Annotated in this window: 16 protein-coding genes; 3 read left to right on the top strand and 13 right to left on the bottom strand. The window is 73.3% G+C overall.

What is annotated here, in order from left to right; all coding sequences use genetic code 11:
- Window positions 1-9 precede the first annotated feature (9 nt).
- The gene (locus RM590_RS29035; RefSeq protein WP_311707724.1) at window positions 10-690 is read right to left on the bottom strand and encodes a response regulator; all 681 of its coding nucleotides are present in this window, start codon (window positions 688-690) and stop codon (window positions 10-12) included.
- On the bottom strand, window positions 668-3,235 hold the full coding sequence (locus tag RM590_RS29040; protein ID WP_311707725.1) for a sensor histidine kinase KdpD: 2,568 nt from the start codon (window positions 3,233-3,235) through the stop codon (window positions 668-670). Before RM590_RS29040 ends, RM590_RS29035 begins: the two co-directional genes overlap by 23 nt.
- Before the next feature lie 193 nt (window positions 3,236-3,428).
- On the opposite strand from RM590_RS29040, the gene RM590_RS29045 reads away from it, so the two are divergent.
- Complete coding sequence (locus RM590_RS29045) at window positions 3,429-5,765, top strand: helicase-associated domain-containing protein (protein WP_311707726.1); 2,337 nt, start codon at window positions 3,429-3,431, stop codon at window positions 5,763-5,765.
- A gap of 6 nt (window positions 5,766-5,771) precedes the next feature.
- Here the strand turns inward: RM590_RS29045 and kdpC are convergent, their stop codons facing one another.
- The 7 genes from kdpC to dut form a co-directional block, all read right to left on the bottom strand.
- A complete protein-coding gene (gene kdpC / locus RM590_RS29050; protein ID WP_311707727.1) occupies window positions 5,772-6,380 on the bottom strand; it encodes a potassium-transporting ATPase subunit KdpC in 609 nt (202 codons plus the stop codon).
- A gap of 6 nt (window positions 6,381-6,386) precedes the next feature.
- Complete coding sequence (gene kdpB / locus RM590_RS29055) at window positions 6,387-8,492, bottom strand: potassium-transporting ATPase subunit KdpB (RefSeq protein WP_311707728.1); 2,106 nt, start codon at window positions 8,490-8,492, stop codon at window positions 6,387-6,389.
- Window positions 8,489-10,153: a potassium-transporting ATPase subunit KdpA gene (gene kdpA, locus RM590_RS29060; RefSeq protein ID WP_311707729.1), complete on the bottom strand. Its 1,665-nt coding sequence runs from the start codon at window positions 10,151-10,153 to the stop codon at window positions 8,489-8,491. The genes kdpB and kdpA overlap by 4 nt, the downstream gene beginning before the upstream one ends.
- Before the next feature lie 8 nt (window positions 10,154-10,161).
- Window positions 10,162-10,251 carry a K(+)-transporting ATPase subunit F gene (kdpF, locus tag RM590_RS29065; protein ID WP_311707730.1) on the bottom strand — a complete coding sequence of 30 codons (90 nt, stop codon included), beginning with the start codon at window positions 10,249-10,251 and terminating at the stop codon, window positions 10,162-10,164.
- 441 nt (window positions 10,252-10,692) lie between these two features.
- Window positions 10,693-10,977 (bottom strand): DUF6343 family protein, encoded by a 285-nt coding sequence (locus RM590_RS29070; protein ID WP_311707731.1) that lies wholly within the window; start codon window positions 10,975-10,977, stop codon window positions 10,693-10,695.
- A gap of 96 nt (window positions 10,978-11,073) precedes the next feature.
- Window positions 11,074-11,841 carry a DUF3710 domain-containing protein gene (locus RM590_RS29075; RefSeq protein ID WP_311707732.1) on the bottom strand — a complete coding sequence of 256 codons (768 nt, stop codon included), beginning with the start codon at window positions 11,839-11,841 and terminating at the stop codon, window positions 11,074-11,076.
- Window position 11,842: 1 nt separating this feature from the next.
- Entirely contained in the window at window positions 11,843-12,355 is a 513-nt protein-coding gene (dut, locus tag RM590_RS29080; protein WP_311707775.1) for a dUTP diphosphatase, read from the bottom strand.
- 69 nt (window positions 12,356-12,424) lie between these two features.
- On the opposite strand from dut, the gene RM590_RS29085 reads away from it, so the two are divergent.
- Entirely contained in the window at window positions 12,425-12,877 is a 453-nt protein-coding gene (locus RM590_RS29085; protein ID WP_311707733.1) for a DUF3093 domain-containing protein, read from the top strand.
- 19 nt (window positions 12,878-12,896) lie between these two features.
- Here RM590_RS29085 and RM590_RS29090 read toward each other — a convergent pair whose 3' ends face one another.
- The 3 genes from RM590_RS29090 to RM590_RS29100 form a co-directional block, all read right to left on the bottom strand.
- Window positions 12,897-13,196, bottom strand: a complete 300-nt coding sequence (locus tag RM590_RS29090; RefSeq protein WP_049571160.1) for a DUF4193 domain-containing protein — start codon at window positions 13,194-13,196, stop codon at window positions 12,897-12,899.
- Window positions 13,197-13,480: 284 nt separating this feature from the next.
- Entirely contained in the window at window positions 13,481-14,734 is a 1,254-nt protein-coding gene (locus tag RM590_RS29095; RefSeq protein ID WP_311707734.1) for a sensor histidine kinase, read from the bottom strand.
- A 4-nt stretch (window positions 14,735-14,738) separates the two neighbouring features.
- Complete coding sequence (locus tag RM590_RS29100; RefSeq protein ID WP_311707776.1) at window positions 14,739-15,392, bottom strand: response regulator transcription factor; 654 nt, start codon at window positions 15,390-15,392, stop codon at window positions 14,739-14,741.
- 298 nt (window positions 15,393-15,690) lie between these two features.
- Here RM590_RS29100 and RM590_RS29105 point away from each other — a divergent pair, with 298 nt between their 5' ends.
- Window positions 15,691-15,852 (top strand): hypothetical protein, encoded by a 162-nt coding sequence (locus RM590_RS29105; protein WP_311707735.1) that lies wholly within the window; start codon window positions 15,691-15,693, stop codon window positions 15,850-15,852.
- Between the two features lie 84 nt (window positions 15,853-15,936).
- Here the strand turns inward: RM590_RS29105 and RM590_RS29110 are convergent, their stop codons facing one another.
- The gene (locus tag RM590_RS29110; RefSeq protein WP_311707736.1) at window positions 15,937-16,764 is read right to left on the bottom strand and encodes an inositol monophosphatase family protein; all 828 of its coding nucleotides are present in this window, start codon (window positions 16,762-16,764) and stop codon (window positions 15,937-15,939) included.
- Between the last annotated feature and the right edge of the window lie 8 nt (window positions 16,765-16,772).

Consider the following 16,772-nt stretch of genomic DNA (forward strand, 5'->3'; position numbering starts at 1 on the left):
GCTCATCGGTCAGCGTTCGAAGCGGTAGCCCATGCCCGGCTCGGTGATCAGGTGCCGGGGCGCGGACGGCTCGGCCTCCAGCTTGCGCCGGAGCTGGGCCATGTACACGCGGAGGTAGTTCGTCTCGGTGCCGTAGGCCGGGCCCCAGACCTCCTGGAGGAGCTGCTTCTGGCTGACCAGGCGGCCGGTGTTGCGGATCAGCACCTCCAGCAGGTGCCACTCGGTGGGGGTGAGCCGCACGTCGCGGCCGTCGCGGTGGACCTTGCGGGCGGCCAGGTCGATGGTGAAGCCGGGGGTCTCCACCACGGCGTCCTCGCCGGGCGGGCCGGGCTCGGCGCGGCGCACCGCGGCGCGCAGCCGGGCCAGCAGCTCGTCCATGCCGAACGGCTTGGTGACGTAGTCGTCGGCGCCCGCGTCCAGCGCCTCGACCTTCTCGTCGGAGGTGTGCCGGGCGGAGAGCACGATGATCGGCACCCGGGTCCAGCCCCGGATGCCGGTGATGACCTGCACGCCGTCCATGTCGGGCAGCCCGAGGTCCAGGATGATCACATCGGGGTGCCGGTCCGCGGCCAGGCGCAGCGCGGACGCGCCGTCCGGCGCGGTGTCCACCTCGTACTTGCGGGCCTTGAGGTTGATCACCAGAGCCCGGAGTATCTGCGGCTCGTCGTCAACTACGAGCACCCTGTGCATGGGTCGCCTCTCGTTCCGTCTGTCCCGGCTGCTGTGCCGTGGGAAGGGTGAGCACCATCGTCAGCCCGCCGCCGGGCGTGTCCTCGGCGTCGAGCGTGCCGCCCATCGCCTCGGCGAAGCCGCGGGCGACGGCCAGGCCGAGGCCGACGCCGTTGCCCCGGGGGGTGTCGCCGTAGCGCTGGAAGGGCTCGAAGATGCGGTCCTTGTCGCTGTCGGGGACGCCGGGGCCGCGGTCCACGACGCGCAGCTCGACCCGGCCGCCGAGCGCGCTGGCCCGGACCAGGACGGGCTTGTCCGGCGGGCTGTACTTCGCGGCGTTCTCCACGATGTTCGCGACGCTGCGCTCCAGCAGGCCGGGGTCGGCGGCGGCGAACGGCAGCGACTCGGGGATGTCCAGCTCGACCACGCTCATGTCGGCGAGGCCGCCCAGCGCCCCGGGCACCACCTCGTCGAGGTCGATCTCGCGGATCAGCGGCTCGACGGTCCCGGTCTGGAGGCGGGACATGTCCAGCAGGTTGCCGACGAGCTGGTCGAGGCGGTCGGCGCCCTGCTCGATGCTCTCCAGCAGGTCCGCCTCGTCCTCCTCCGACCAGGCCACGTCGTCCGACCGCAGGCTGGAGACGCTGGCCTTGATGGCGGCCAGCGGGGTGCGCAGGTCGTGCGAGACGGCGGCGAGCAGGGCGGTGCGGATGCGGTTGCCCTCGGCCAGCTTGTGGGCGCGGCCCGCCTCGTCCTTCAGCCGCTGGCGGTCCAGGATGGCGGCGGCGTGGGCGGCGAAGGCGGAGAGCACCCGCCGGTCCTCGGCGGGCAGCACCCGGCCGGACAGCGCCAGCATGGTGTGGTCGCCGATGGGCACGTCCACGTCGGCGTCCTCGGGCGCGTTCACCTCGCGGCCGGCGTCCTTGACGGAGACGCTGCCGACGCAGCTCCACTTGCGCCGGTCGAGGTCGCGCACCAGGAGCGCCGCGGTCTCCATGCCGAACGTCTCCCGGGCCCGTTCCAGCAGGGCGCCCAGGGTGTCGTCGCCGCGCAGCACGCTGCCCGCGAGCAGGGTCAGCGTCTCCGACTCGGCGCGCAGCCGGGCGGCCTGCTGGGTGCGGCGGGCGGAGCGGTCGACCACGGTGGCGGTGGCGACGGCGATCGCGAAGAACACCGCGATGGCCACGATGTTGTGGCCCTCGGCGATCGTCCACTGGTGGGTGGGCCGGGCGAAGTAGTAGTTGAGCAGCACGGAGCCGACGGTCGCGGAGACCAGTCCCGGCCACAGGCCGCCGGTCAGGGCGGCGAGCACGGTGACCGAGAGGAAGAGCAGCACATCGCTGGCGAACTCGGCGCCGGGCGAGGGCGCGGACAGCGCCCAGGTCAGCAGGAGCGGGCCGGCCAGTCCGATGATCCAGCCGCTGACAATGCGGGAACGGCCGAGCCGGGCGCCGCGCGCGACGGGCAGGCCGCGGCCCTTGGCCACCTCGTCGTGGGTGACGATGTGCACGTCGATGTCGGAGCCGGACTCGCGGGCGACGGTGGCGCCGACGCCGGGGCCGAAGATGTACTGCCAGGTCTTGCGGCGGCTGGAGCCGAGCACGATCTGGCTGGCGTTGACGCCGCGGGCGAAGTCGAGCAGCGCGGCGGGGACGTCGTCGCCGATCACGTGGTGGAACGTGCCGCCGAGCTGCTCGACCAGCGTGCGCTGGGCGGCCAGCTCGCGGGGGGAGGCGGAGGTCAGGCCGTCGGCCCTGGCTATGTAGACGGCGAGGATCTCGCCGCCCGAGCCCTTGGCCGCCATGCGGGCGGCGCGGCGTATCAGGGTGCTGCCCTCGGGGCCGCCGGTGAGACCGACGACGATCCGCTCGCGGGCGTGCCAGGTGGACTGTATGCCGTGGTCGCTTCGGTACTGCCGCAGATAGGCGTCGACGCGGTCGGCGGTCCACAGCAGGGCCAGCTCGCGCAGGGCGGTGAGGTTGCCCGGGCGGAAGTAGTGGGAGAGGGCCGCGTCGACCTTGTCGGGGGCGTAGATGTTGCCGTGGGCCATGCGGCGGCGCAGCGCCTCGGGGGCCATGTCGACCAGCTCGATCTGGTCGGCGCGGCGGACGGTCTCGTCGGGCACGGTCTCGCGCTGGCGGACGCCGGTGATGGACTCCACCACGTCGCCCAGGGACTCCAGGTGCTGGATGTTGACCGTGGAGATGACGTCGATGCCGGCGTCCAGCAGCTCCTCGATGTCCTGCCAGCGCTTCGCGTTGCGGGAGCCGGGCACGTTGGTGTGGGCCAGCTCGTCGACCAGGGCGACCTTGGGGCCGCGGCGCAGCACCGCGTCGGTGTCCATCTCGGTGAAGACGCTGTCGCGGTAGCGGATCTCGCGGCGCGGCACGAGCTCCAGGCCGTGCAGCAGGACCTGGGTGCGGGGGCGCTCGTGGTGCTCGACGAGGGCGACGACGATGTCGGTGCCGCGCTCCGCCCGCCGGTGGGCCTCCGAGAGCATGGCGTAGGTCTTGCCCACGCCGGGAGCCGCTCCCAGGTAGATCCGCAGTTTGCCTCGTCGTGCCATGACTCCATTCTCGTCCCGCTCCGGTGAAACGCTCCGCGAGCGGGCTTCCCGCGCCCGTCAGGGTCTCGTATGAAATGGGTTTTCCGGGGTGTTGCCCGGTGTTGGCTTTGTCCGCGATCCTCCCCTGGCGCCGGGTCGCGGCCGGTACGGTGACTCACTGTCCCCGGGCCGTCGCACAGGTGAGGTGACTCCAGTGAGCGAATCATCCCCCTCCCCGCGAGCCGCCTTCCCGCTGACCGCCTGGCTGCGCCGGCTGTCCGTGCCGCGGCTGCGCGACGTCCTGGTGGCCCGGCCCGATGTGGCCCGGGCGCCGGGGCCGCGCCATCTGGACGACCTGGCCGAGCGGCTGGGCGAGCGGCAGTCGGTGGCGCGGGCCCTGAGCCGGCTGCCGCTGCGCTGTTTCCAGGCGGCCGAGGCGATCGCCGCGCTCACCGCGCTGGGCGACGGCGTGCCGCGCGAGCGGCTGGGCGGGCTGCTGGGGCACGCCGGGCCGGGGCTGGACGCGGCGCTGGCCGAGCTGACGCGGTACGCGCTGGTGTGGCCGGACGAGGCCGGGCTGCTGCACACGTGCGAGCCGCTGCGCCGGAACTGGCAGGCGCCGCTGGGGCTGGGGCGCGGGCTGGCGGATCTGCTGTCCGAGAAGACGAGCGACGAGCTGCTGTCGATCCTGGCGCATCTGGACCAGCCGGCGCAGGACGGCAGGCACCGGCGGCTGGCCGTGCTGCTGCGGCACCACCGCGACCCGGACCGGGTGGCGGCGCTGGCCGCCTCGGCTCCGGCGGCGGCCCGCGAGCTGCTGGACCGCTACAGCCGCGAGGTGCCGGCCGAGCGCCCGCCGTCGTCCCGGCCCGGCCTGCGGTGGGCGCTCGACCGGGGGCTGCTGGTCCGCGCCCGCTTCGGCTACGGGCCGCCGCAGATGCCGGCGGAGGTGGCGCTCGCGCTGCGCGGCCCGGGCTGGCGGGCGCCGTTCACGCCGGTGCCGCCGGTCCCCGCGACGGCACCGGCCGCGGCGGAGGCGGTGGACCGGGAGGCCGCGGCGGCGGCGTACTCGTTCGCCGGGGTGGCCGCGGCGGTGCTGGCGGCCTGCGCCGCGGTGCCGCCCGGCCGGCTGAAGGGCGGCGGCGTGGGCGCCCGGGAGCTGACCCGGCTCGGGCGGACCGCGGGGTGCGAGGAGGAGGCGGCGCGGCTGGTGCTGGGCTGCGCGCACGCGGCGGGGCTGCTGGTCCGCGACGGGGAGCGGTTCGTGGTGACGGCCGCCTACGACGACTGGACGGAGCAGGATCCGGCGCCGCGCACCGCCGCGCTGCTGCGGGCGTGGTGGACGCTGCCGGACACCCCCTCGCGCGGCCGGGACCGGGAGGGCCGGGTGCTGCCGGCGCTGGGTGAGGGACCGCCGCGCAACGACCGGCTGGCGGCCCGCCGCGCGCTGCTGGCCGCCGCGGCGAAGCTGCCGGCGGGGCAGGGCGTCCGGCGGCCGGAGGACCTCGCCGCGGTGGTGGCCTGGCACCGGCCGATGGCCGCGGAACTGGACGAGGACAGCCCGCCGTTCGGCACGCTGCTGCGCGAGGCCGGGCGGCTCGGGGTGCTGGCCCGGGGCGCGCTGTCCCCGCTGGGCGCCGCGCTGCGCACCGGCGACGCGGCGGTGCTGGAGGAGGCCGCGCGCCGCCTGCTGCCGGCCGCCACGGAACGGGCCCGGATCGGCGGCGATCTGACGGCGGTGGTCACCGGCGCGCCCTCGGCCCGGCTGGAGCGGCTGCTGGACGCGGTCGCCGAGCGCGAGTCGCGGGGCACGGCCTCGGTGTGGCGGTTCACCGCGGAGAGCATCCGCCGCGCCCTGGACGCGGGCCGGACCGCGGACGCGATCCGGACGGGGCTGGCGGGCGTGACCGACGGGCCGCTCCCCCAGCCGCTGACGTACCTGATCAGCGACGCCGCGCGCACGCACGGCCGGCTGAAGGTGGTCGCGACGCCCTGCGTGATCCACGCGACCGAGCCGGCGCTGCTCACGGAGGTGCTCCACCACCGCAGGCTGGCCGGGCTCGGCCTGCGCCGGCTGGCGCCGACCGTGCTCGTCGGGCGCATCCCGGTGGGCGAGACGCTGTCCGCGCTGCGCGCCGAGGGCTACGCCCCGGTCGCGGCGGCGGCCGACGGCACGGTCCGCGTCGAGCGCCAGGAGCGGTCCCGCGCCCGGCCGCTGCCCGCGCCGCGCCGGCCGGCCGCCGGGGGCGGCTCGCCGCCCGATCTGGAGCGCCTCGCCGCCCGGCTGGCGGCCGACAGCACCGAGAGCGAGCGCATCCTGGCCGAGAAGGCCGGGAAGCTGCCGCTCCCCCAGATCCGGCTGCTGGCCGGGGCGATCGACGGCGGCGGCCGGGTGGCGATCGAATACCTGGGCGCGGGCGGCGAGCGCCGCCCGCGCACCATCCGGGACATCGAGCTGGACGCGCCCGATCTGTACGCCTGGTGCGAACAGACCGGGCACCGCGAGGACTTCCTCATCTCCCGCATCGTGGGCGTGCGCCCCTGCGGGTGACCGGGCTCAGCCCGCCGTCAGCTCGCGCAGCGCCAGGTTGAGCAGCAGGACGTTGACCCGCTCCTGACCGAGGAAGCCCAGGTCGCGGCCCTCGGTGTGGTCCTCGACGAGCCGGCGCACCGCGTCCTGCGGCAGGCCGTTCTCCTCGGCGACGCGCGCCACCTGGATATCGGCGTACGCGGGCGAGATGTGCGGGTCGATGGCCGAGGAGGACCCGGTGACCGCGTCGGGCGGCACGTCCTCGGGCGCCACCCCGTTGAACGCGGCGACCGCCTCGCGGGTCTCCCGGACCGTTTCCAGCAGGGTGGGGTCGCTGGCGCCGAGCTGGCTGGAGCCGGTGGCCAGCGGGTCGTACCCGCTGTTGGACGGGCGCGGCTGGAACCAGTGCGGGTCCGGGTCGCCGTGCGCGTCGTTCCAGGTCTGGCCGATCAGCTCCGACCCGACCTCCCGGCCGTCGGCCGACACCATCGAGCCGCCGGCCCGGTCGTCGAACGCGGCCTGGGCGACCCCGGTGATCACCAGCGGGTAGGCGACGCCGGTGACCACGGTGAGGACGAGCAGCGCCCGGAGCGCGGCCCACAGGGGCCGGGCCATCGTGCGGGGGTTGAAGGACATGACGGATCACCCAATGCCGGGGATGAGGGACAGGATCAGGTCGATGGCCTTGATGCCGATGAACGGGGCGATGAGGCCGCCGACGCCGAACAGGCCGAGGTTGCGCCGGAGCATCCGGTCGGCGCCCAGCGGCCGGTAGGCCACGCCGCGCAGGGCGAGCGGCACCAGGGCGACGATGATCAGCGCGTTGAAGATCACCGCCGAGAGGATCGCGGACTCGGGCGAGGACAGGCGCATGATGTTGAGGTCGTCCAGGCTCGGATACGCGACCGCGAACATCGCCGGGATGATCGCGAAGTACTTCGCGATGTCGTTGGCGATGGAGAACGTGGTCAGCGCGCCGCGGGTGATCAGCAACTGCTTGCCGATCCGCACGATGTCGATCAGCTTGGTCGGGTCGGAGTCCAGGTCCACCATGTTCCCGGCCTCCTTGGCGGCCGAGGTGCCGGTGTTCATGGCCACGCCGACGTCGGCCTGGGCCAGGGCGGGCGCGTCGTTGGTGCCGTCGCCCGTCATGGCGACCAGCCGGCCGCCCGCCTGTTCCCGCTTGATGAGGGCCATCTTGTCCTCGGGGGTGGCCTCGGCGAGGTAGTCGTCGACGCCGGCCTCCTCGGCGATGGCCTTGGCGGTCAGGGCGTTGTCGCCGGTGATCATGATCGTCTTGATGCCCATCCGGCGCAGTTCGGCGAACCGCTCCCGGATCCCGTCCTTCACGACGTCCTTGAGGTGGATGGCGCCCAGCACCCGGGCGGTGCCGTCCCGTTCCTCGGCGACCAGCAGCGGGGTGCCGCCCCCGCCGCTGATGGCCTCGACGGTGCCGAGGATCGCGGTGGGAACGGTGCCGCCCAGCTCGGCGACCCAGCCGGTGACCGCGCCGACGGCGCCCTTGCGGACGCGCAGCCCGCCGCTGTCCACGCCGGACATGCGGGTCTGGGCGGTGAACGGCACCCACGTCGCGCCGGGCACCTCGTCGCGGTCCCGGGCCGGCCGGCCGTGCCGGCCGGTGGCCAGGGCCACGATGGAACGGCCCTCGGGCGTCTCGTCGGCCAGCGAGGACAGTTGCGCCGCCTCGGCCAGCGACGCCTCGGACACCCCGGCGGCGGGCAGGAACTCGGCGGCCTGCCGGTTGCCGTGGGTAATGGTGCCGGTCTTGTCGAGGAGCAGGGTGGACACGTCGCCCGCGGCCTCCACCGCGCGGCCGGAGGTTGCCAGCACGTTGCGCTGGACCAGCCGGTCCATCCCGGCGATGCCGATGGCGGACAGCAGCGCCCCGATGGTGGTGGGGATGAGGCAGACCAGCAGCGCGCTGAGCACCACCAGCGACTGCTCGGCGCCCGCGTGGGCGGCGAACGGCTGGACGGTGACGACGGCCAGCAGGAAGACGATGGTCAGGCTCGCGAGCAGGATGTTGAGCGCGATCTCGTTGGGCGTCTTCTGCCGGGCCGCGCCCTCCACCAGGGAGATCATGCGGTCCAGAAACGTCTCGCCGGGCGCGGTGGTGATGCGCACGACGATCCGGTCGGACAGCACCCGGGTGCCGCCCGTGACGGCGGAGCGGTCGCCGCCGGACTCGCGGATCACGGGGGCGGACTCGCCGGTGATGGCGGACTCGTCGACGGAGGCGACGCCCTCGACGACGTCTCCGTCGCCGGGTATGACGTCCCCGGCCTCGCAGACGACCCGGTCGCCGACGCGCAGCGCCGTGCCGGGCACGCGTTCCTCGCCCGCGCCGGTCAGCCGGCGCGCGACGGTGTCGGTGCGCGCCTTGCGCAACGAGTCGGCCTGGGCCCGGCCGCGGCCCTCGGCGACGGCCTCGGCGAGGTTGGCGAACAGGACGGTCAGCCACAGCCAGGCGGCGATCGTCCAGCCGAACCAGTCGCCGGGGTCGGTGACGGCCAGCACGGTGGTGACCACCGAGCCGATCTCGACGACGAACATCACCGGCGACTTGACCATCAGCCGCGGGTCGAACTTGCGCAGGGCCTGCGGCATCGACGCCCACATCAGGCGGGGATCGAACACGCCATGGGCGACCCGGCCCCTGGCCGCCGGGCTGTGTGGCCGCGGAGCGCGCGGCTCCGCGCCGGGGCGTAGCGGAGTTGAGGTGGTCATGCCGCGAGTCCTTCCGCGAGCGGGCCGAGGGAGAGCGCCGGGAAGAACGTCAGCCCCGCGACGACGACGGTGCTGGCCACGAGCATCCCGGCGAACAGGGGCTTGTGGGTGCGCAGCGTGCCCGCGGTGACGGGAACGCGCTGCTGCTCGGCGAGCGAGCCGGCCAGGGCGAGGACGAACACCATCGGCAGGAACCGGCCCAGCAGCATGCAGATGCCGAGCGTGGTGTTGAAGAACTCGGTGTTGGCCCCGAATCCGGCGAACGCGCTGCCGTTGTTGTTGGACGCGGAGGCGTAGGCGTACAGGACCTCGGAGAAGCCGTGCGGCCCGACGTTGGTCATCGCCTCCTCGCCGTCCGGCAGCGCCATGGCGAGCGCGGTGCCGGCCAGCACCAGCGCGGGGGTGATGAGGATGGCGCAGGCGGCGAGCTTGATCTCGCGGGGGCCCAGCTTCTTGCCCAGGTACTCGGGCGTGCGGCCGACCATCAGGCCGGAGATGAAGACCGCGATCACGGCCATGATCAGCATGCCGTAGAGGCCGGAGCCGACGCCGCCGGGCGCCACCTCGCCCAGCACCATGCCGAAGATCAGCACGCCGCCGGACAGGCCCTGGAAGGAGTCGTGGAAGGAGTTGACCGAGCCGGTGGAGGTCATGGTCGTGGAGACGGCGAAGAGGGAGGATCCCCCCTCGCCGAACCGTTGCTCCTTGCCCTCCATCGAGCCGCCCGCGAGCTGCGAGGCGGTGCCGGGGGCCTGGTGCTCGACGACCGTGACGGCGATGACGCCGGCCAGCCAGATCACGCCCATCGCGGCCACGATGGCGTAGCCCTGCTTGACGCTGCCGACGAGCTTGCCGAAGGTGCGCGGCAGGGAGAACGGGATGACCAGCAGCAGGAAGATCTCCAGCAGGTTGCTGATGCCGTCCGGGTTCTCGAAGGGGTGGGAGGAGTTGGCGTTGTAGAAGCCGCCGCCGTTGGTGCCCAGGTTCTTGATGGCCTCCTGGGAGGCGACCGGGCCGCCGGTGATGTGCTGGCCTGCGCCGGTGAGGGTCTGGATCTCCTGGGTGCCGGAGAAGTTCTGGATGGCGCCGAGGGCCACCAGGGCGATCGCGGCCAGCACGGCGATCGGCAGCAGGATGCGGACGGTGCCGCGCACCAGGTCGGCCCAGAAGTTGCCGAGCTCGCCGGTGCGGAAGCGGGTGAAGCCGCGCACCAGCGCGATGGCGACGGCCATGCCGACGGCGGCGGACAGGAAGTTCTGCACCGCCAGGCCGCCCGCCTGCACGAGGTGGCCCATGGCCGCCTCGCCGGAGTAGGACTGCCAGTTGGTGTTCGACACGAACGAGACGGCCGTGTTGAACGCCTGGTCCGGCGGGATCGGGTCGAAGCCGAGGGAGAGCGGCAGGTGGTTCTGGACCCGCTGGAACGCGTACAGGAACAGCACGCCCACCACCGAGAAGGCGAGCACGGCCCGCAGATAGGCGGGCCAGCGCATCTCGGCGTCGGGGTCGGCGCCGATGGCGCGGTAGATCCAGCGCTCGGCGCGCAGGTGCTTCTTCGAGGAGTAGACGGCGGCCATGTAGTCGCCGAGGGGGCGGTGCACGAGCACCAGCGCCACGATCAGGGCGGACACCTGGAGCACGTCCGCGACGTGTCGGTTCATCGGCGCGCTCAGAACTTCTCGGGGAGGAGAAGGGCGAGGACCAGGTAGCCGAGCAGGGCCGCGGCCACGCACAGTCCGGCGATATTCTCCGCGGTCACAGCTTCGTCACCCCTTGGGCGACGAGGGCCACCAGCGCGAAGCCCGCGACGGTGACCAGGACGAAGACCACATCGGCCATCGGGAACTCCTGAGCGAAAAGGGTCGGTGTTGCTGACCCCTTCAGGGAACCCCCGGCCGGACGCGCCGCGGCGTTCGTTGACGACGCCCTGATACGGCACGCCCCACGCTTGACGGCGCGCTGACGCGCCTCTGTCTAGGGCCTGTATCGAGTTCCCGGTCGGATCAGCCCGCGGCGTCAGACGCGGTGCCCCCCAGGCCCTTGGGGGCCTGGGAGGTACCCCCAGCAAGGCACCGGATCGCAGCTCATACCCGGCCGTATTCGCGCGATTCGGCTGGGGGCACCTCCCAGACGGAGTCTGGGGGAGCGGCGAGGTGCCGTGACTGGCGTCGCGGGCCCGGGCGGGAACTCGATACAGGCCCTAGGGCTGCTGTCCGGAGCCGCGGCCGGAGCGGCGGCGGCGCAGGACCACGAGGATGTCGATGGCCGCGATCAGGGCGAGCACGGCGCAGGCCAGCGTCAACGCGGCCAGTTCGCCGGAGCTCGGGGAGTCGTTCGCGTCACTGCCGGTCCACCAGACGGCCAGCAGCACGGCGACGATCAGGAAGAACGGCAGGAAGATCCCGGACAGCAGCAGCCGCAGCCGCAGCGCGCTGTAGGCGGTGATCGGCTCGGTGCCGGTCCGCGCGTGCCGTCCTCTGCCCATGGCGGCCTCCCGGATGGTGGAGGCCGTCGAGTACCCGGCCGCCCGGCCGGTGACACACCCCGCCGCCGGGGGCGGGGTGTGCCGGGGCGAACGGCGTCAGCGGACCTCGGAGATCTCCGGTCCGCGGCGGAGCTTGTCCAGGCCGCCGGCGAAGCGGGAGACGGTCGTGCCGTCGTCGGCGGCCTTCTCCTGCTTGACCCCGTCGGGCACCATCTGGGCGTCCTGGGGGAGCTTGAGGACGATCGGGTCGCGGGGCGCCATGGGAGCGTCGCCGCGCACCACGACGGTGTCCCGGACGATCTGCTCCAGCAGGCCGGCGGCCTGCGGCTGGACCGCGCCCTGGCCGGAGATCACACCGCGCAGGAACCACCGCGGGCCGTCCACGCCCACGAAGCGGACCACCTGCATGCCCCGCTTGCCGTCGGGAAGCTGCACCGGCACCCGCGCGCGCAGCTCCCAGCCGAGCGGGCCCTCGATCTCGTCGATCACGCCGCCCTGCTGCGTGATGCCGGCGGCGATCTCCTCGCGGACCTCGCCCCAGATCCCCTCCCGCTTGGGCGCGGCGAACGCCTGGAGCTGCACGGCGCTGTCCTTGACGACCACGGTGGCGGCGACGATCGCGTCCCCCGCGACCTCCACGCGCAGCTCCATGCCCTGCACGCCCGGGACGAAGAGACCGCCGAGGTCGACCCGGCCCTCGGCCGGGTTGCCGACCTCGCTCACGTCCCAGGGCCCGTCGGGCCGGGGCGCGGGCTCCAGCTTCACCCGGCGCAGCTCGTCCTCGTCCTCCGGAGTCCCCTCCTCCGCGGTGGCCTCTACCGCGTCCTCGGGCTCCTCGTTCCGCTTGCGACGACGTCCGAACACGTCATTGTCCTTTCCGGTCGGCAGTCCCGCCGGGACCGACCGCAGCATAGGGGTTGTCGGTGCCGGCATGGCCGCCCGTGGAGCCGAAACCCCCCGAGGCCCGCGCGGATCCCGGCAACTCCGCGACCTCGTGAAACCGCACCGTCTCCACCCGCTGGACAACGAGCTGGGCGATCCGGTCGAATGGCTGGAACCGTACGGTCTCCCGCGGGTCCAGGTTGATCACGATGACCTTGATCTCTCCACGGTACCCGGCGTCGATGGTGCCCGGCGCGTTCACCATGGCCACCCCGCAGCGGGCGGCGAGCCCGGAGCGCGGGTGCACGAACGCGGCGTACCCATCGGGCAGGGCGATCGAAACGCCGGTGGGCAGGACAGCTCGCTCGCCGGGCGCCAGCTCGGCCGCCTCGGTCGTCACCAGGTCGACGCCGGCGTCGCCGGGGTGTGCCCGGGACGGAATGGGGACCGCCGGATCGATCCGCCGGATCAGCACGTCCACCGGGGCTGGGGTCAGGGGGGCACTCACGGTGCAGACCCTACCGCCGCCGGAGGGCGCGGGAGGCGAGCCTGCGATGCTTGGGCCATGAAGCCGTACGACGAGCGACTGACCGTTCCCCGGAGCTGGTGGCTGATGGCACTGCTGGGGGTCCTGCTGCTCGGCATCGCGCTGGTGCCGCTGGGGCCGGTGGCACTGCTCGGCGGGCTCGCCGTGGGGGGCGCGCTCGCCGGGGCGGGCCTGAGTGCCTACGGCTCGGCCAGGATCCGGGTGGTGGCCGGCTCGCTGATCGCCGGCCAGGCCAGGATCCCGGTCTCGGCCCTGGGCGAGGCCCGGGCTCTCGACGCCGACGAGGCGCGCGCCTGGCGCACTCATCGAGCGGATGCCCGGGCTCATATGCTGCTCCGCGCCTATATCCCGACGGCGGTGCGGGTCGAGGTCAGCGATCCGGACGACCCGACGCCCTACCTCTACCTGTCGACCCGTCGGCCCGACCGTCTGGCCGCGGCGCTGGCTGCGGCCCGCCCGGACGTGGCATAGCCGGGTCCGGGCGGTCGCCTCACGCCGCGCAGTCGCGGCAGATGGGCTGGCCGTCCTTCTCCGAGGCGAGCTGCGAACGGTGGTGCACCAGGAAGCAGCTCATGCAGGTGAACTCGTCGGCCTGTCGGGGCAGCACCCGGACGGACAACTCCTCGTTGGAGAGGTCCGCGCCGGGCAGCTCCAGCCCCTCCGCCTGCTCGAACTCGTCCACGTCGACCGTGGATGCCGACTTGTCGTTCCGCCGGGCCTTGAGCTCTTCGATGCTGTCCTCGTTGACATCATCGTCGGTCTTGCGTGGAGTGTCGTAGTCGGTTGCCATTTCGTTCTCCCCCTCCGGGTGTCTGTGGTATCTCCAGCGCACGTAACGCGCGGGGGGTCGGACTTTGTGCCCGACCCGAGGCGGAGATTTTGCCTCACATCAAGTGGTGTTACTCAATCGACACCCAACCGAACGCCTGAAGAGGTGATCATTCCGGCTGCCGATCGGGCCGCTAACGGGCCAAAACGCCTGAAGCGACCGCTGAGTGCCCACCTTTCGGCGGCACCCGTATGTGATTGATCACATCTCCTTCTTTCCCGCCGCGACGGGCTCTCAGACCGGCCTCAGACCGGAATGGACACGCGCATGATGAGCCCGCCGCTCTCGCGCGGCTCGGCCTGCACATAGCCGCCATGGGCGCGCGCGACCGAGCGGACGATGGACAGGCCGAGGCCGACCCCCTTGTCGCTGCCCGTCCGCTGGGTGCGCAGCCGCCGAAAAGGCTCGAACATATTATCGACCTCGTAGGCGGGCACCACCGGCCCCGTATTCTCCACCACGAGCACCGCCCGCCCGGGCCCGGCCTCGGTGTCCACCCGGACCCAGCCGCCCTCCGGAAGGTTGTACCGGACGGCGTTCTGCACCAGGTTCAGCGCGACCCGCTCCAGCAGCACGCCGTTGCCCAGGACCGTCACCGGGGGCCGTTCGCCGCGAAGCTCCACGCTCCGGCCGCGGGCCTCGCCGCGGACCTGCTCGATCGCCTGCCCGGCGACCTCGGCCAGGTCCACCGGCTTGCGGTCCACGAGCTCGTTCTCGCTGCGGGCGAGCAGCAGCAGGCCCTCCACGAGCTGCTCGCTGCGCTCGTTGGTGGCCAGCAGGGTGTTGCCGAGCTGGATGACCTCGGGCGGCGCCTCGGGGTCGGAGAGCTGGACCTCCAGCAGCGTCCGGTTGATCGCGAGGGGTGTGCGCAGCTCGTGCGAGGCGTTGGCCACGAAGCGCTGCTGCGCGGTGAACGCCCGGTCCAGCCGGTCGAGCATCTCGTCGAAGGTGTCCGCCAGCTCCTTCAGCTCGTCGTCCGGGCCGTCCAGCTCGATCCGCCGGTGCAGATCGGAACCGGCCACCCGGCGGGCGGTGCGGGTGATGCGGCCCAGCGGGGACAGCACCCGGCCGGCCATCACATAGCCGAAGGCGAAGGCCGTCACGGCCAGCCCGAGGAGCGCCAGCAGGGAGCTGCGCAGCAACTGGTCCAGGGCCTTGGCGCGCTGGCGGTCCGTGCAGCCCTCGAACCACTCCCCGAAGTCCTGCGGGGCGGACGGGCCCGGGCACACGGGCGAGGAGATCTGCACGGGATTGCTGTTGGGGACGACGAACTCGAAGGGCAGCGCGGTGCCGCGCTCCAGGGCGCGGGCGGCCAGCAGATAGATGATCGTCAGCAGGATCACGCCGGCGATCAGGAACATCCCGCCGTACAGCAGGGTCAGCCTGATCCGGATGGTGGGCCGCAGCCAACTGAGCTGCTGCTCCGGCTCCTGCGGGTCCCACTGCGGCTTGGGCGGGGCCGACGGCATCGGCGGGGTGGCGGGCGGGGAAGCGGCCATGGGCTCAGATCCGGTACCCGGCGCCCGGCACCGTGGTGATCACGGGCGGGTCGCCCAGCTTGCGGCGGAGGGTCATCACGGTGACCCGCACGACGTTGGTGAACGGGTCGGTGTTCTCGTCCCAGGCCTTCTCCAGCAACTGCTCCGCCGAGACGACGACGCCCGCGCTGCGCATCAGCACCTCGAGCACGGCGAACTCCTTGGGGGCGAGCTGCACCTGCCTGCCGTCCCGGTGCACCTCGCGGCGGTTGGGGTCGAGGGTGATGCCGGACCGCTCCAGCACGGGCGGCAGGGGCGCGGTGGCCCGGCGGCCCAGGGCCCGCACGCGGGCGATCAGCTCGCTGAAGGCGAACGGCTTGGGCAGGTAGTCGTCCGCGCCGATCTCCAGGCCCTCGACGCGGTCGCTGACGTCCCCGGACGCCGTGAGCATCAGGACCCGCGTCGCCCGGCCCAGCTCGACGATGTGGCGGCAGACGTCGTCCCCGTGCAGCAGCGGCAGGTCGCGGTCGAGGACCACCACGTCGTAGTCGTTGATGTCGACGCGCTCGATGGCGGCCTCTCCGTCGTACACGACGTCAACGGCCATGGCCTGGCGGCGCAGCCCGGTGGCCACCGCGTCCGCGAGCAACTGCTCGTCCTCGACGACGAGTACGCGCACGATCTGTCCTTCTCTCATGGGGAGGCTTGGCGGGGGCGGCCGGCCGCCCCCGCTCCATCCTGCACCGACCCCCGGTAAACGAGCGGTAAGTGGCGGAGCGGGAGAGGACCCCCGATTTTTCTGTTGCGGTCAGGTTTCCGCCCCCGGATCGCCGGGGAGTAGCCCCACACACCCCGCGACCACCCCCTTGAAGGCGGTAAGCCATCCCCTGCGCTGCCGACCGGTTCGAGGGGCCCGCTGTGGCCGCACCCACCCCGGCACCCCCCAGTGCCGCCGATCGAAGACGAGGGGGCGCACCTTGGACGCGTTCACCGCTGGAATCCTTCAGCGAATCGAGAACACCGAGTCCGATCTGCACCGCGCTCGTGAGGCCGGAGATGTGTTCACGATGGATGTGGAGCAGGCCGAGCTGGACGACCTGCGCCGCCTGGCAGCGGAGCACGGCGTTCACGTCGGCTAGGGCTGTCCGACGCTTCGCCGAAGGCGCCTCCGGGATCTCCCGGAGGCGCCTTGTCGTTGCCGCCCGGTGGCGGCGCGGCCCGGGTCAGTCGTGCCAGGCCCCCAGCTCGTCCAGCAGCGGCTGGAGCTCGGCGAACACGCCCGGCGTCGCGACGACCGCGAGGTCGCCGTCCGGGCGCTGCCCCACCCGGCCGCCGGTCAGGGCGCCGGCCTCGCGGGCGATGAGGTCCCCGGCGGCCAGGTCCCAGGGGTGCAGCCCGCGCTCGTAGAAGCCGTCCAGCCGGCCGCCGGCCACGTCGCACAGGTCGATGGCCGCGGAGCCGGAACGGCGGATGTCGCGCACCCGCGGGATCAGCCGCAGGGCGACGGCGGCCTGCGCGGTGCGCGTGGTGGCCACGTAGTTGAAGCCGGTGCCGATCAGCGCCTGGTCCAGCGGCGGCGACGGCCGGGTGTGCAACGGCTCGACGGCACCGCCCTCGGTCAGCCGGTGGGCGCCGCCGCCCAGCACCGCGCGGTAGGTCTCGCCGCGCATCGGCACGGCCACCACGCCGGCCACCACCTCGCCGTCGGCCTCGGCGGCGATGGAGACCGCCCACTGGGGCAGGCCGTACAGGTAGTTGACCGTGCCGTCCAGCGGGTCGATGATCCAGCGCACGCCGCTGGTGCCGTCGCTGGTGCCGCCCTCCTCGCCCAGGAACCCGTCCTCCGGACGGCGCTCGGACAGGAAGCCGGTGATCAGCTTCTCGGCGGCCACGTCCATCTCGGTGACGATGTCGATGGGGCTGGACTTGGTGGCCGCGACGCCCAGGTCGGCGGGGCGGCCCTCGCGCAGCAGCCGCCCGGCCCGGCCGGCCGCCTCCAGGGCGAGGTCGAGCAGTTCGGCGGCGAGATCCGCGGTGGGTCTGTCGGACACGGTGGGGT

Source organism: Streptomyces litchfieldiae, from assembly GCF_031845365.1.
Lineage (GTDB): Bacteria > Actinomycetota > Actinomycetes > Streptomycetales > Streptomycetaceae > Streptomyces > Streptomyces litchfieldiae.

What these genes read in the sequence shown, in the direction of transcription:
- RM590_RS29035 (WP_311707724.1), bottom strand. Translation starts at nt 690, where the DNA reads ATGCACAGGGTGCTCGTAGTTGACGACGAGCCGCAGATACTCCGGGCT.
- RM590_RS29040 (WP_311707725.1), bottom strand. Translation starts at nt 3,235, where the DNA reads ATGGCACGACGAGGCAAACTGCGGATCTACCTGGGAGCGGCTCCCGGC.
- kdpC (WP_311707727.1), bottom strand. Translation starts at nt 6,380, where the DNA reads ATGTCCTTCAACCCCCGCACGATGGCCCGGCCCCTGTGGGCCGCGCTC.
- kdpB (WP_311707728.1), bottom strand. Translation starts at nt 8,492, where the DNA reads ATGACCACCTCAACTCCGCTACGCCCCGGCGCGGAGCCGCGCGCTCCG.
- kdpA (WP_311707729.1), bottom strand. Translation starts at nt 10,153, where the DNA reads ATGAACCGACACGTCGCGGACGTGCTCCAGGTGTCCGCCCTGATCGTG.
- RM590_RS29070 (WP_311707731.1), bottom strand. Translation starts at nt 10,977, where the DNA reads ATGGGCAGAGGACGGCACGCGCGGACCGGCACCGAGCCGATCACCGCC.
- RM590_RS29085 (WP_311707733.1), top strand. Translation starts at nt 12,425, where the DNA reads ATGAAGCCGTACGACGAGCGACTGACCGTTCCCCGGAGCTGGTGGCTG.
- RM590_RS29090 (WP_049571160.1), bottom strand. Translation starts at nt 13,196, where the DNA reads ATGGCAACCGACTACGACACTCCACGCAAGACCGACGATGATGTCAAC.
- RM590_RS29095 (WP_311707734.1), bottom strand. Translation starts at nt 14,734, where the DNA reads ATGGCCGCTTCCCCGCCCGCCACCCCGCCGATGCCGTCGGCCCCGCCC.